Raw genomic sequence first — 12,732 nt, forward strand, 5'->3', positions numbered from 1 at the left:
CCTGACTAATAAAAACCCTATTAGCTGCCTTTATAAGGCTTATTATTCACCAATTTTAACTGTTTACAATTTCAACTATACTATCGTCTATCTCGTTTACGCTATTTCTGATCACTTTTAACAATGGATAATTCTCATCGTATCCATCCATTTCCATCAGATTAAGCATGCCTTTAATTGTTGCTACCGGTCTGCGAAATTCGTGAGACTGTATAAATGCAATATGGTTGAGTTTACGTTGCTGAGCTAAAGCGGTCTGCTGAGAAGCTATTCATTTGGAAATGTCGATGGAATTATAAGATATACCGATAATTTCACCATCGTTGTTTTAAGCCGGATCATAACTTTCTATAAACCAACTGGAGGACACTCCATAATTGTGTAAAAGTTCCAGTCTGATACTTTCTCCTGATAACGTAATACTACAATTATTAATAAAGTCTGCCACATAATTAGCATCAATGAACTGCATAATATTCATGCCTGGGTGCATTTCAACATCATCATTATATGGCATAGAAAAATCTAGTTTAGCTAATGATAACTTAATATATGAAAGAGCTTACTGATGAAGGTACATTCCCAACATTTCGTTCCTCTGATAAAATGATTAGACTCCCTTTGTCCAAAAGTTCATCACAAGCCTTTTCCAGCAGGTTAAACTCTATGGCACCATCTGGATAACCTTGCTGTTTCATAGTAGCCATTGTACCTTTGATAACTTCAAGAGGATGATGTAAGTCGGCTGAGAGAATACGATCAATCTGACGAAGAGATTCTCCTTGTTCTACTACCGTTTTTTCATCCCTTACCATTTGTGTAATGTCAGTTGCACTGTAAGTAACACCTATAATAGCCCCTATCGAATCAAAAGCAGGCTCGAAAATAAGATGCCATGGGTTACTCCCTTTTGGCGAGTTGATGATGGTTTCAATATTGACATTTTCTCCCAATAATGCGCGTTTACAATTCCTGATAAACTCCTCAACAAATCCAGGTTCCATATAATCATTCACCTCCATCCCTTCTGCAATTGTTAGCTGATAGTTGTTCTTAAGTAAATCGACCATGGTGTTGTTAAAGGAAAGCATACGCAGGTTAGTGTCCAGCAGTAAATGGCAGTACCGAATAGGATCAATATTGCTGCGAAAAAGAAGAAGAAATAAAAGGCATTATAACAAAAAAAATAAATAGGATCACGGTATGAAGCAACTGCATGTTTGAGTAAAAAAACTTGCCCCAATTATTAACTATACAAGGAATTTTTAAATCTTTTGGCTAGTATGCCAGTTGCCTGATCAGGATCAATTTCTCCAACAATTATACCAGCCCTCCCATAAACTTCATTTAAAACACAATGTCCGGAAGGGTCGATTAATGAACTGGCCGATTCAGGATAAAGGGATGAATAATTAACGCTGGCAAAATAAATAGTGTTTTCCAAAGCTCTCATCATCATTGCTTTCTCATAGTATGGATTGCTTTTATTGCCCCATTCCGTTAGCTGTACTCCGTTCGTGTTACTTCCAGTAAAGTGAGGATGAAAAACGATCCGGGCACCATGTTGTGCCGCCCACCTTACTGATTCAGGATAGCGAAATCCTTCATGGCATATAGTTATACCAAATTTGACATCTTTAATCTCAAATATAGATCTCTCTGTACCTGGCACCCAGATAGTGTCCTCAGAAGGATCTAGTTGGTTTTTAGTTTGATAACCTAATATTTCACCCTCTTGGGAAACAACATAAGCCAGGTTGACAAGTTGTTTATTGATATACCAATCCATAGGGACAATTATTGCAATTGAGTTCTCAGCAGCAATTCTGCACACTTCATTTAACGCTATCTTCAGGTTTTCGCTTGTCTGGTCTGATTTTGGATAACCCATTCCTGGATACCCTGGAAGATAAGATTCTGGAAAACAGATAATTTCAGCGTTCATATCAGCAGCCTCTACCGCCATCTTCTCAAGTGTCTGTAAACCCTCATTCATATTTTTCGGAAATGGAGGAGAAGCTAAAGCTATTTTCATAAAATAAAGATAATCTAAATAGTAATTGAACTTATACCTAAGCAGGCGGATTTTTTAATATAGTTTTTTATCGGAAAATTTGAAATCCTGTATTTTCGGTAAGGGTCTGATTAAAACTATTTTTTTTCTTTTATTTAATATTTTCTTAGACCCCAACTTATCGTCAGTTTCGGTCCGAAGCCCCGTAATTAAGTTAAATCTGGTTTCTGTAAATATTGTGTATTCGTCAACATATCCTTTGGTTGCATTATTAGTTAACTTTTTCACATTGATTAATTCAAAATTTCCATTGTGATATTTGAAATCGTAAGTAATATTTCCTCCTTTAATTTCACTCCGCATTGTTAAAATCCCTTTTTCAATAAAAAAATCCGGAATTTGGTATTCATTATGTTTTCCTTGGTTTTCAACGGGATATTGTGGTTCAATTATTTTGGTGGAAGATACAGCTAAAGTTAATTTTCCATTTGGTTGAGACAGGAAAATTCGTAACATTAATGGCCTTGATTCATCTGTTGTATCCATCTTTACTGTTATTTTGTCCGCTTTACCATCATTATTTAAGTCGCCATTTTCTTCTCTTACCTGATAATTGTAATTGCCTTTATTTTTAATATTTTGAGCGAATAAATTCATTTGGGATGAAATCAAAATGAATACTAAGTACAAATAAATGTTTTTCATAATTTTAAGTTTTTTTGAAACCGACAACCCGCTCATAAATATATGACCCTATTTAATTTGCGTAATTTCCTCTATATCCGCCTGACTTCCCGACTAACCAGTAAAAGAATTTCTTTATTTTTCCGGGATTACAGGGTCCCATGTTCCCCGGGTTTCAGGATCTTCCATCTGGACACCCCAATCATACATAGCCTTTAATATAGGCATAAGTGTCTTTCCCCTTTCGCTCAATTCATATTCCACCCTCGGAGGCTTCTCCTTATATTCAGTTCTTATAATCAAACCATCTTCTTCCAGTTCCTTAAGTTGTTGAGTCAATATTTTACGTGAAATGTCAGGAATTTGACTAGCAAGCTTGCCAAAACGGACACTACCAGGCAACAGTCTGATCAATAAAATTGGTTTCCATTTACCCCCGATATAATTTACAGTTCTTACTACTGCACAATTGAAAGGATTGTTCTGATATTTTCTCATTGGTTACTTAAATGTTACTACTTTTTTGCCTTTAGTTACACTATTGTAACTACATATATAGACAAGCACTTAAATTATCTTGAATTGCTTTAGTTTCTTTGTGAAACAAAAGTAAATAAAAACACTCATAGAAACCTATAAAATGGAAAACATACAGGACCATACCAAAGAACTGGAAGGCAAAGTTGCCTTGGTAACAGGTGGCACAAAGGGCATCGGAAAAGCTATTGCTGATAGATTAGCCATAGCAGGAGCTAAAGTTATCGTTACGGCAAGAAATCACCCGGGTCAGACTGAATCGGATCATCACTTTATTGCAGCAGATTTATCCGGTCCGGAAGGGGTTGCTAAAGTAGCGGAGGAGATTGCTGAACTATTCGGCGGAGTTGATATACTCATTAATAATATGGGCGCAAATACATTTCCTGGTGGTGGGTTTAGCACGCTTACAGATGAGCATTGGAACCAGGCACTACAGATAAACTTGTTATCCTCAGTACGTTTAGACAGGGCTTTGTTACCCCAGATGTTAGCACAAAAAAGCGGCGTTATTATTCATATTTCTTCTACCAGCGGTATGCTTCCGATTTGGGAGTCTACCATGGCTTACAGCTCGGCTAAGGCCGCATTAAATGCCTATAGTAAAACGCTGTCCGGTGAAGTTGCCAATCAGGGAGTAAGAGTAATCACAGTATCCCCTGGATTGAATAAGACACAGGCAATGGCTACTTTTTTAGAGGAATTATCTCAAAATGCAGGTATTACTGTAGAAGAGATGACCCAAAACTTAATGGCAAGGCTTGGCGGGGTTCCTCTGGGGAGAATGGCAGAGCCAGAAGAAACGGCAGAACTGGTTTATTTCCTTGTTTCACCAAAAGCTTCTTATATAACAGGTGCAAATTATATCATTGACGGAGGCAATCTGCCAGTTGTATAAAAATTGATTTTTAAAATCCTTAAATTAATAACCTGCAGTTGCAGGTTATTAATTTAATTACTCGTTCAGCAGGCCTAACTTTTCCTCCAGATCACCTAAGGATATTTTACCAAAGGCAAAATCAATCTCTAACAGTGCTCCCTGTTCTTTTTTGGTTAAAGCCCTGTCCTGTATAATCCCGATTAACTCATTCTCCCCGGCAAGTGGTGCCAGAATATTTTTCCTTTCGAAAAATGATTCGAAATACCGGGTTCCAAACCTGCGCTGCGATACCGCGTCAAAATGAAGTCCATCTGCGTTTGCTGTTAATCCATTTGCCGTTACAAAATAGCAGTTCGGCTTTGTTTCAGCGAATTTTTGAAGGGCATCATTAACCTGGCTATATTCAGTAAAATATTTACCGTACCTGCCCCCGCTTAAGAAATCGCCAAGGCCGCCTGTAATAAAAGGAATATCCGGTGCGTCAAGCTCACGGCGTAAGGTATCAACGATAATACTCAGCTTATCATAATAAAGAGCAGAAAGCCCGCCAAAACTATCATTTTCCCCCTGATGCCACAAGATCCCGCTTAACTTACTGTTCCTTTGGGCAAGCTTTGCCTGGAACACCGCGTTTTCAAAAAGTACGCCCCCAACAGCCCAATCATCCAGGCTCGTACCACCGTCAGCACACGGTATCAAACCGATTTCTTCCTGATCATTTTTTAATCTCCAGGCCCCCGCAAATGATGCGGCAAGTCCTATACCGGATGTGGGCCTGTCAAAATTAATTGGTTCTGTCATCGTCTGCCAGCGGCCATTCACCAGCATTTTGATCTTTTCATCATAGATCTGCTTAACATCAGTCACATATCCCCGCCCCGCCATATTTGACTGGCCTGCCATCAAAAAGGAATTTATCATATTTTTTATATTTATACTAACTGTTATCAGAATGGCTATTTTTTCAAAGCCTTCAGTGCCAATTTAAAGGTGGTCCATATCAGTTCTTCGCTGATCTGAAACGAAGCACCTGTTATACTGCGCCCTTGTTGGTGAAAGCGCATTAAAGTATATAACGGGCCAAATGCGACCGACCAGTAAACATCAATAGGCAAATCATCCATTTCTCCACGCATTACAGTATTACTTATGAAACGCCCCATGTTTTCTTTGAACTTACTTAAGAACGCACCTGTACTGCTTGTGAACATTTCAAGAAATTGCTGTTGGTACGTTGAACTGCTGATCTGATCGAAAAACTGTCCCAGTAATGGGTTCTCCACCATGTAGTCGAAACGGTTGCGCCACTGAATCCGCAAACCGTCTTCTAATGAAGCCTCCGGATCGAAAGCCTTATTGATCGCATCTTCCATTCTTGCCCCTTCTTCTAACACAATCTTTAAAATAAGATCGTCCTTATCTTTGTAATAGACGTAAGGTGTCCCTACCGAAACCCCGCAGGCTTTCGCAAGTTTATTAATCGTAAAGCCTTCTAAACCGTGTTTTACGATGATTTCTATAGCTTTTTCTTTTACTAATTGTTGTTTGTTAATATCCTTGATCCGCATAATTTAATAATCACGCAAAACTAAATGATTATTCATTTAATAACAAATTCTTCTGATTTTATTTAAAAATTGATAAGTTTAATACTTTTGTTTCCCCAGATCTGGTATATGTTCAAGTTTAACAGTATACTTATCAAATAAAATTTAAACAGCCTATTAAACTATTTCGTCATTTGTTTATCTTAGTTTTAACGCAAACCAGTTAGCCAATTAATTGCTATGAAATTATTTATTACAGTTGTTATCTCTTTAATTTGGTGTTTGCCAGCAATTGCTCAGCCGCCTCTTAGCAATACAAAAACAGGCCCGCAAAAATATCTTCTTGAATATGACCCGAATGTATTACGTATAGAAGGCAATTCGTTGCCTATAGGTATTGTAGCCCTATCTGATCAAGGGCAAAAATCACAAACTAAAGGATTTTTGAATGGCCTTGATAATTGGTCGAAATATAAAGTAGAAATAGATAGCGGCAGTTACTCAAATGGAAAGATTAAAATAAAAGGAAGCGGAAAAGTATATAAAAAGGGAGATTCACTCACCGTGAATGTGTACACAAAAAAATCATTTTTAGGCGGAAAAGATAAGTGGTTATTTATGCAGAAAATACCATACAATTATGAAACAAGCATAAATATCTTAACCGCCGGGAATTTTTCGAAAGCACCTGGCGACCACGTTCAGTTTGGTGTGCGAAAACATTTTGATAACAAAATGTTTATTGACAAATGGGCCCCGGTTAAGAAAAATCTAAAAGATTTTGTTTTCCTGTTTAATGGCGTTCATATTTCTAAATCAAAAGGTGATTTAAAAATTGATAACGACCCAACTAAAATTAAAAACAATAAAATACAGTTGATCACTTTATTAGCTAGAAACACAGCTATAACTGATACGCTTAATGTTTTACTCGATTATGTTGCAAACTATCAGTTCAATACACGATCAAGCGGAACAGGCTATGATTTAAATGTCACAGCAGATATTTATCATGATCCGGTTATCAATGCTCAATTGTTAAAAATCAGGATACAAAACCAGACTACGCATCAAATCTATAATTATTGGGTGAATACAGATGGAGGTTCGATTGCTATTTCAAGTAAAAGTGCAAATGGAAGTGATGGTTTTAATGGTTCGGATGGTGCCGGGGGTACATCGGGATCTCCTGGCACAGTTTCCACTAATACAGAAACTAAAATCAATGCCGATGGAACAACGACCACTACGACCAATACGGTAACTGGTCCGGGTGGAAATGGGCAGGATGGCCAGCATGGAGGAGACGGGCGGGATGGTGATGCAGGTGGTAACGGCGGAAACATTATTATTCATTATTCTCCCGGTGTTACTCCCTATCTAAACCTGATTCAGGCATCCAGCATCCCGGGCAGAGGTGGATCTGGCGGCAGGGCTGGCAAAGGTGGTACAGGCGGATCTGGAGGCGTTGGAAACCCGAACGGGAATAGTGGTTCAAATGGCCGGGATGGCCGCAATGGTTCCGATGGCTATAATGGGCGGAAAGGAAATGTGATTTTTAAAATGACCGATCCGATCAGGTAAACCAGAGCCGGTAATAGCTGTACCGGCCCTGTGTCTTTCTATTTTGTGCAGGATAAGATGTGCTTTTTTAACCTTTTAATTTGCCCTGCGTTTCTCTTCCTCAGCCCCCCCTGTTTTTCTTTTGGGACCATTACCCTGACCACCAAATCTATAATTAAAGCTGATAGTTGCCACTCTGGAATCTCTTTTCTGGAAGAAATGTTCTCCGTATCCTGTTAATTTCGTAATGCCTTCCACTTTAGTGGTATAAAATATATCACTTACATTCAATTTAACAGAAGCCTTTTTATTCCATAACTGTCTTTGGGCACCAACACCAACAGACCAGTATTTTCCAATTTCCAAAAACCCATTAACAGACTTAGACTGGTAACTTCCAAGAACCTCCAGGCTCGTATTATTATCGATCACAATCGAATTACTGGAGTTAAAATTGAACGCAAGCCTGCTGGCATTTAAATTGGTATTCACCAGATTTCCTTTGTATTCACCATAATACATTAAAGCTGTATTGCTGCTATTCAACCATTTGCCAATGGTAACTGGAAAACTGAAACTCAAATTATAATAGTCAAATTTGGCCAGGTTCCTAAAGGTTTGAATTATGGTGCCTGGTTCTGTGTCCGGAGACAAAACATTGAGAATATTATCTGTTGTTCTGCTATACCCCAGTTTGGTGGTGAATTTTTGAAGAAACGTATAAGTCAATTCCGCTGAAGTTGTGAGTTCAGGGGTTAAAAATGGATTTCCTGCTGCATAAGTTAATGGATTCAGAAATATTTTAAAAGGATTCAATTGTCTGTAGGAAGGTCTGTCAATTCTTCTGCTTACAGTAATCCCAAGATCATTCTCCTTGTTAAATTGATACCCTAAATAACCACTTGGGAATAACTGAGTGTAATTTTTATCAAAACTATCATTATTGGTTACCTGTGTACCTTTCGCAATCGTGTTTTCTAACCTTAAACCCAGTTGAAGGTGTAATTTATTCCATTTCCTGGATGCGTTAATATAAGCCGCATTAATCTGCTCATCATAAAGAAACCGATTACTTTTTCCCAGATCCGGAATGTTTCCGCCATTACTTCTATCAAAAAATGCGACATTATTATCAGCTTCTACCCAGCTGGCTTTTATACCTGCCTCAAGATTAGCACCGATACTTTTTACAGGATGCGTATAATCAACTTTAAAAGATTTAATATTTAATTTACCTTTCAGATCACCAAAAAGTGTATAAGCATCTTTATTCTGCACACCATTCACATCAAAATACTCAGTATGATAATTTTGATTATCGTTGTTGATGTAACGTGCATAATCAAAATCTGCTGTCAGCTCTCTTCCCATAGTATCCAAAACCTGCTTAAAGTTAAAATTGATACTTCCATTATTACGTACAGGATCAGTATTACCATTTGTGGAGAAAGATCCGTTAAGCTCATGGTTTGCATTAAAATCCTTGGTATTACTAGCCGATTTGACACCTCCACTAGTAAATAGTCCATTTGCAGCAAAGCCAATAATCGTATTTTTCCCCAGATTATAATCGGCACCTATACGGCCGTTATGGCTATTAGATGTAAACTTAAAAAAGTTATCGAAGTCATTACCACCAGTTACCTGGTCAGACGCATTATAAAAATTCCTGAAAATCTTAAGATTGACCATGTCCTCTCGGAAAGAGTAATTGTAGGAAGCGAATATATTCAGGTTTTTAACCTTGTGATTGATGTTGATCGACGGACTTAATTTCGGATAAATTCCCTGGCCATAACTCATCGTGATATTACCATTCAGCCCATCATTTTTCCCTTTTTTCAATTTGATGTCAATAATCCCCGAATTACCTGAAGCGTCATACTTTGAGGAAGGATTAGTGATCAAATCTATTTTCTCTATCTGATTGGCCGACATCCCCTTTAACATATTGGCGAGATCTTGTCCCGACATCGGAACTAGTTTTCCGTCAATCATAATCAATACGCCCTGACGACCCCGCATGGCTATATTATCATTCTGGTCAATGGTAATACCAGGTGCTTTCTCCAGTACTTCTAAAGCTGTACTTCCAACTGCTGCTATAGAGCTGGATACATTGATTACTGTTTTATCATATTGCTGCTGGATAAATGGTTTGATTGCTGAAATAGAGACTTCTTTTAAGTTATTACTTACCGCACTGAGCGTTATAGTGCCCAGATCTGTATTCTTATTAAGTTCAATGGAAGCCGATTCGTACTTTGTATAGGCCATACTTTGCGTAACAAGTATATAATTCCCATTTGGGATTTTATCAAAAGTAAACTGTCCGGATGCTGTAACGTATTCTATTTTAACTAATTTTTTATCATTTGTATTGAGTAAATGAAGGATAACTTCATCAAGTTTTTGATTTTGATCACTGATTAGTTTTCCTTTTAATTCAAAAAAACCGGGCTTTTCCTGAGAAAAACTTTGATTGGCGGAGATGCTTAAATAAAATATCAGAACAAATAAATAGTAGAATTCTTTTCTCATACAGATGGTTTATGCTTTATCGACTTAATTAGCGTGTTTTTCATACACTTGAATATTTTATTTAACAAAAGTTATCATCAATATCTTTACAACGATATTATTTTAAATATAGATATTATAATATTCCTAAATTATGTTTTAACAGATAATAATTCAATACTTTATTTAAAAATAAAATACTGAATTATTAAAATGTGAAATTAATATTGAAAACAGGAGCAATTTTTAATGTAACCAGTTGATATTAATATTGATCATATAATCAATTTCATGCGGCAATTGAACGTTAATAACCGGGAAATCATTTATGATTACAAAAAGTGCTTACATAGTATTAAATTTAGATAGGTAATTATGATTTTTACGAATACATAAAACAATGGCAAAAAATAAATTATTGCGCATGGACAATGTCGGGATCGCTGTGGAATCGCTCGATGACGCTATCTCTTTTTTTACAGAAATAGGATTAAAGCTTGAAGGACGGGCTACAATTGAAGGAGAATGGGCTGGCCGGGTTACCGGACTGGACTCTCAGTGCGTAGAGATTGCAATGATGATTACGCCCGATGGCCATAGCCGGCTTGAGCTTTCAAAATTTATAACGCCGGCTGCTATCTCAGATCACAGGAATGCTCCAGTAAATTCTCTGGGTTATCTACGCGCTATGTTCACCGTCGGGGATATTGACGAATTGGTATCCAGGCTCCTCAAACATGGTGCTCAGCTTGTTGGCGAAGTGGTTCAATACGAGAACTCTTATAAACTCTGCTACATTCGGGCAAAGGATGGACTTCTGATCGGTTTGGCGGAACAACTCAGTAATCAATAAAACAATTCGCTGGTAACAATAATTACTGCTCATCTGCGGACCAGTCTGTACTTAGACGGCCCATCCATTGATGGTACATTTCATCCCCGGAATGCTGAGTGAATTCAATATTTAATTGATTTACTTCCAGTTCCAAAATCTCATTGCAGATTTCAACCAGTTTCTCTGATAGGATTTCCCTGGTTTCTTTTGTACGTCCTTCACGAATATCGCACATCATGATCGCTGCGGGTGTCGGATCTCCCTCACCGCACCTCCAAATACCCCCCTCTCCCAGCTCCCTGATGGTTACTGTTATTCTTTTCACACTCGCCTGCATGATCTTTGAATAAACTTCTCCTATGGCTTTTGCCAGCTGTTTTTTAGTCTCTGCAGGGTAATTTTTGGTGACTTCGATTTGTATGTACGGCATAATTTCAAATATTGATAAATAAGTTAACAATAAAAACTGGAAAAATAGGAATGCAGCTATACACTTAGTGCAATCCTAACAACAGCCTGCATGCGCAATGAAATAAATACAAGAATAAAATTATTTTTAAATAACTTGTAGTGAACATTTTAAACCTAAAAACAATCTCACATGAAAACACATTTTTATTTTTGCTTTATAGCACTGGCAGTACTATTAACAAGTGCCACTACGAAAAGAGAAAAAATTCACGAAACTCCAAAAATGACGGTTCAAAGTCTGGCAAGAGTAAGTACGTCCGCTACACTGACAAGAAAACTGGCATTTTCAGGAACAGTTGTACCAGTTGAAAGGGCAACGATTAAGAATTTGACTACCGGACAAAGTGCTGTTACAAATAATGGTGGTCAGTCCATATTGGATTTGAACATTGGTGATCAGATCAATATTACTGTTCCTAAGAATACTATATTGGATCTGGGAGGACAAAGCAGCCTGCTGGTAACCTTGACAAGCGGGCAGCCTGTTAACAAGACGATTGTAATTTCTATAACAGATATTGAAAGTAATCAAGCATGGGCTGGCACAGCCACTTTAAATTAGGCAAATAACTAATAATAATTGCAATTAATTTCCTGTCAATTATTGTATATTGGTTTTATCGCACAAATTAAACTTAAATCTTATGAAGTATTCAGTTGACATTAAATCAGTTATGCTTGGTCTTTTTATGGCAACGCTATTATTCGGCGTTTTTAGTTTCAAGCAGGAAGGGTCAGAAACAGTTGGAAGGTATCAAACAACTGTAGGAGAAAAGGGAGTTGTTATTTTAGATACGAAAACAGGTGCATATATTATCAATCCTTATGCTACTGATAATGGATGGCACAAGGGCACCTTTTCCCATACTTCTGAAATAGCTACAGCCACAAAAGATAAAAATCTTTAATCAAGGCATACTGCTAAATAACGGAACATTGAAATGGGATTTAAGGTAAACTTAGATCCCATTTTTATTTGAAGGAACTTCAAAGGTGAATTAAAGGGTTCAGGAAGTATTTATAGGAATGGAAATTGCTTTTTTACGCATTATGTTTCAATTAATCCTGTTAATGTTTACAGCTTCAAAACTAGTTTCACCAACAGCTTAATAACACTATCTTTATTCAAAGGAAGTACGGAACCTACAATGGTATAACCTTCCGCATACGGTACAAGCAAACTTACTACTTCCTCAGGTTGCTTAGAGAATGCGGCGATGAGATCTACCATCCACGTACAGTAATTTTTATAATAGGTTTCTACAGCTTGTTTAAGTTCTTCATTTCTTGATGACAAGGCCCATATTTCCTGAAACATCATAGTCTGGTCATTAGACTTGCCATTTAATAACAGTAAATTCAACAGTTTCTCTAAAAACACTTCAATTGAAGGAGTGCTTTCGGCTTTTAACGCATTCAAAGTATGTGTTACTTCTACTTTGCAGGACTGAAAATATTGTTCTACTGTGGCTATTAGCAGCAAATTCTTATCTCTGTAATAATACTGAAGATTACTTAAAGAGAGATTTGCTGCTTTCGCTACCTTCCTCATAGAGAGTTGCTCTGCCCCTTCTTTACTAAGAATATTTATGGTTGCTGATATAATTTGATTTAACCTCTCCTCTTTTTTATCCATTTGTCATTCAAAAATAAAGAAAAAATATTACTCTACATCATATAG

General features: G+C 37.2%; 16 protein-coding genes. 5 read left to right on the top strand and 11 right to left on the bottom strand.

The features are described 5' to 3' along the window. Nucleotides 1-55: 55 nt before the first annotated feature. The 6 genes from LY11_RS27275 to LY11_RS08875 all read right to left on the bottom strand — a co-directional run bounded on the left by LY11_RS27275 (nucleotide 56) and on the right by LY11_RS08875 (nucleotide 3,196). Nucleotides 56-271 carry a histidine kinase dimerization/phospho-acceptor domain-containing protein gene (locus tag LY11_RS27275; protein ID WP_394340910.1) on the bottom strand — a complete coding sequence of 72 codons (216 nt, stop codon included), beginning with the start codon at nucleotides 269-271 and terminating at the stop codon, nucleotides 56-58. A 57-nt stretch (nucleotides 272-328) separates the two neighbouring features. Beyond that, complete coding sequence (locus LY11_RS08855) at nucleotides 329-517, bottom strand: hypothetical protein (protein ID WP_111633360.1); 189 nt, start codon at nucleotides 515-517, stop codon at nucleotides 329-331. 28 nt (nucleotides 518-545) lie between these two features. Then, a complete protein-coding gene (locus LY11_RS08860) occupies nucleotides 546-1,070 on the bottom strand; it encodes a hypothetical protein (RefSeq protein WP_146610820.1) in 525 nt (174 codons plus the stop codon). 176 nt (nucleotides 1,071-1,246) lie between these two features. Further along, a complete protein-coding gene (locus LY11_RS08865; protein ID WP_111633362.1) occupies nucleotides 1,247-2,035 on the bottom strand; it encodes a carbon-nitrogen hydrolase family protein in 789 nt (262 codons plus the stop codon). 54 nt (nucleotides 2,036-2,089) lie between these two features. Continuing rightward, the gene (locus tag LY11_RS08870; RefSeq protein ID WP_146610821.1) at nucleotides 2,090-2,719 is read right to left on the bottom strand and encodes a hypothetical protein; all 630 of its coding nucleotides are present in this window, start codon (nucleotides 2,717-2,719) and stop codon (nucleotides 2,090-2,092) included. A gap of 114 nt (nucleotides 2,720-2,833) precedes the next feature. Then, a complete protein-coding gene (locus LY11_RS08875; protein ID WP_111633364.1) occupies nucleotides 2,834-3,196 on the bottom strand; it encodes a winged helix-turn-helix transcriptional regulator in 363 nt (120 codons plus the stop codon). Nucleotides 3,197-3,338: 142 nt separating this feature from the next. Here LY11_RS08875 and LY11_RS08880 point away from each other — a divergent pair, with 142 nt between their 5' ends. Further along, nucleotides 3,339-4,133: an SDR family oxidoreductase gene (locus LY11_RS08880; RefSeq protein WP_111633365.1), complete on the top strand. Its 795-nt coding sequence runs from the start codon at nucleotides 3,339-3,341 to the stop codon at nucleotides 4,131-4,133. Between the two features lie 57 nt (nucleotides 4,134-4,190). On the opposite strand, the gene LY11_RS08885 is transcribed toward LY11_RS08880, so the two are convergent. Further along, the gene (locus tag LY11_RS08885; protein WP_111633366.1) at nucleotides 4,191-5,036 is read right to left on the bottom strand and encodes a sialate O-acetylesterase; all 846 of its coding nucleotides are present in this window, start codon (nucleotides 5,034-5,036) and stop codon (nucleotides 4,191-4,193) included. A gap of 35 nt (nucleotides 5,037-5,071) precedes the next feature. After that, the gene (locus LY11_RS08890; RefSeq protein ID WP_111633367.1) at nucleotides 5,072-5,683 is read right to left on the bottom strand and encodes a TetR/AcrR family transcriptional regulator; all 612 of its coding nucleotides are present in this window, start codon (nucleotides 5,681-5,683) and stop codon (nucleotides 5,072-5,074) included. A 219-nt stretch (nucleotides 5,684-5,902) separates the two neighbouring features. On the opposite strand from LY11_RS08890, the gene LY11_RS08895 reads away from it, so the two are divergent. Continuing rightward, nucleotides 5,903-7,246 carry a hypothetical protein gene (locus LY11_RS08895; RefSeq protein WP_111633368.1) on the top strand — a complete coding sequence of 448 codons (1,344 nt, stop codon included), beginning with the start codon at nucleotides 5,903-5,905 and terminating at the stop codon, nucleotides 7,244-7,246. Between the two features lie 75 nt (nucleotides 7,247-7,321). On the opposite strand, the gene LY11_RS08900 is transcribed toward LY11_RS08895, so the two are convergent. Next, on the bottom strand, nucleotides 7,322-9,766 hold the full coding sequence (locus LY11_RS08900; RefSeq protein WP_111633369.1) for an outer membrane beta-barrel family protein: 2,445 nt from the start codon (nucleotides 9,764-9,766) through the stop codon (nucleotides 7,322-7,324). Between the two features lie 379 nt (nucleotides 9,767-10,145). Between LY11_RS08900 and LY11_RS08905 the strand changes: the two genes are divergently transcribed. Beyond that, entirely contained in the window at nucleotides 10,146-10,598 is a 453-nt protein-coding gene (locus tag LY11_RS08905) for a VOC family protein (protein WP_111633370.1), read from the top strand. A 22-nt stretch (nucleotides 10,599-10,620) separates the two neighbouring features. On the opposite strand, the gene LY11_RS08910 is transcribed toward LY11_RS08905, so the two are convergent. Then, the gene (locus LY11_RS08910; protein WP_111633371.1) at nucleotides 10,621-11,010 is read right to left on the bottom strand and encodes a tautomerase family protein; all 390 of its coding nucleotides are present in this window, start codon (nucleotides 11,008-11,010) and stop codon (nucleotides 10,621-10,623) included. A 171-nt stretch (nucleotides 11,011-11,181) separates the two neighbouring features. Between LY11_RS08910 and LY11_RS08915 the strand changes: the two genes are divergently transcribed. Beyond that, entirely contained in the window at nucleotides 11,182-11,613 is a 432-nt protein-coding gene (locus tag LY11_RS08915) for a hypothetical protein (RefSeq protein ID WP_111633372.1), read from the top strand. An 82-nt stretch (nucleotides 11,614-11,695) separates the two neighbouring features. Further along, nucleotides 11,696-11,959, top strand: a complete 264-nt coding sequence (locus LY11_RS08920) for a hypothetical protein (RefSeq protein WP_111633373.1) — start codon at nucleotides 11,696-11,698, stop codon at nucleotides 11,957-11,959. Between the two features lie 167 nt (nucleotides 11,960-12,126). On the opposite strand, the gene LY11_RS08925 is transcribed toward LY11_RS08920, so the two are convergent. Then, nucleotides 12,127-12,687, bottom strand: a complete 561-nt coding sequence (locus LY11_RS08925; RefSeq protein ID WP_111633374.1) for a TetR/AcrR family transcriptional regulator — start codon at nucleotides 12,685-12,687, stop codon at nucleotides 12,127-12,129. Nucleotides 12,688-12,732: the final 45 nt, after the last annotated feature.

The sequence above is a fragment of the Pedobacter cryoconitis genome (assembly GCF_003259615.1).
Taxonomy (GTDB): Bacteria; Bacteroidota; Bacteroidia; order Sphingobacteriales; family Sphingobacteriaceae; genus Pedobacter; species Pedobacter cryoconitis.

Excerpts from the sequence above, each read along its gene's own strand:
- LY11_RS08915 (WP_111633372.1), top strand. The coding sequence starts at position 11,182 with ATGAAAACACATTTTTATTTTTGCTTTATAGCACTGGCAGTACTATTA.
- LY11_RS08860 (WP_146610820.1), bottom strand. The coding sequence starts at position 1,070 with ATGGTCGATTTACTTAAGAACAACTATCAGCTAACAATTGCAGAAGGG.
- LY11_RS08900 (WP_111633369.1), bottom strand. The coding sequence starts at position 9,766 with ATGAGAAAAGAATTCTACTATTTATTTGTTCTGATATTTTATTTAAGC.
- LY11_RS08855 (WP_111633360.1), bottom strand. The coding sequence starts at position 517 with ATGCCATATAATGATGATGTTGAAATGCACCCAGGCATGAATATTATG.
- LY11_RS08875 (WP_111633364.1), bottom strand. The coding sequence starts at position 3,196 with ATGAGAAAATATCAGAACAATCCTTTCAATTGTGCAGTAGTAAGAACT.
- LY11_RS08910 (WP_111633371.1), bottom strand. The coding sequence starts at position 11,010 with ATGCCGTACATACAAATCGAAGTCACCAAAAATTACCCTGCAGAGACT.
- LY11_RS08880 (WP_111633365.1), top strand. The coding sequence starts at position 3,339 with ATGGAAAACATACAGGACCATACCAAAGAACTGGAAGGCAAAGTTGCC.
- LY11_RS08895 (WP_111633368.1), top strand. The coding sequence starts at position 5,903 with ATGAAATTATTTATTACAGTTGTTATCTCTTTAATTTGGTGTTTGCCA.
- LY11_RS08885 (WP_111633366.1), bottom strand. The coding sequence starts at position 5,036 with ATGATAAATTCCTTTTTGATGGCAGGCCAGTCAAATATGGCGGGGCGG.
- LY11_RS08865 (WP_111633362.1), bottom strand. The coding sequence starts at position 2,035 with ATGAAAATAGCTTTAGCTTCTCCTCCATTTCCGAAAAATATGAATGAG.
- LY11_RS08925 (WP_111633374.1), bottom strand. The coding sequence starts at position 12,687 with ATGGATAAAAAAGAGGAGAGGTTAAATCAAATTATATCAGCAACCATA.
- LY11_RS08890 (WP_111633367.1), bottom strand. The coding sequence starts at position 5,683 with ATGCGGATCAAGGATATTAACAAACAACAATTAGTAAAAGAAAAAGCT.
- LY11_RS08920 (WP_111633373.1), top strand. The coding sequence starts at position 11,696 with ATGAAGTATTCAGTTGACATTAAATCAGTTATGCTTGGTCTTTTTATG.
- LY11_RS08905 (WP_111633370.1), top strand. The coding sequence starts at position 10,146 with ATGGCAAAAAATAAATTATTGCGCATGGACAATGTCGGGATCGCTGTG.
- LY11_RS08870 (WP_146610821.1), bottom strand. The coding sequence starts at position 2,719 with ATGAAAAACATTTATTTGTACTTAGTATTCATTTTGATTTCATCCCAA.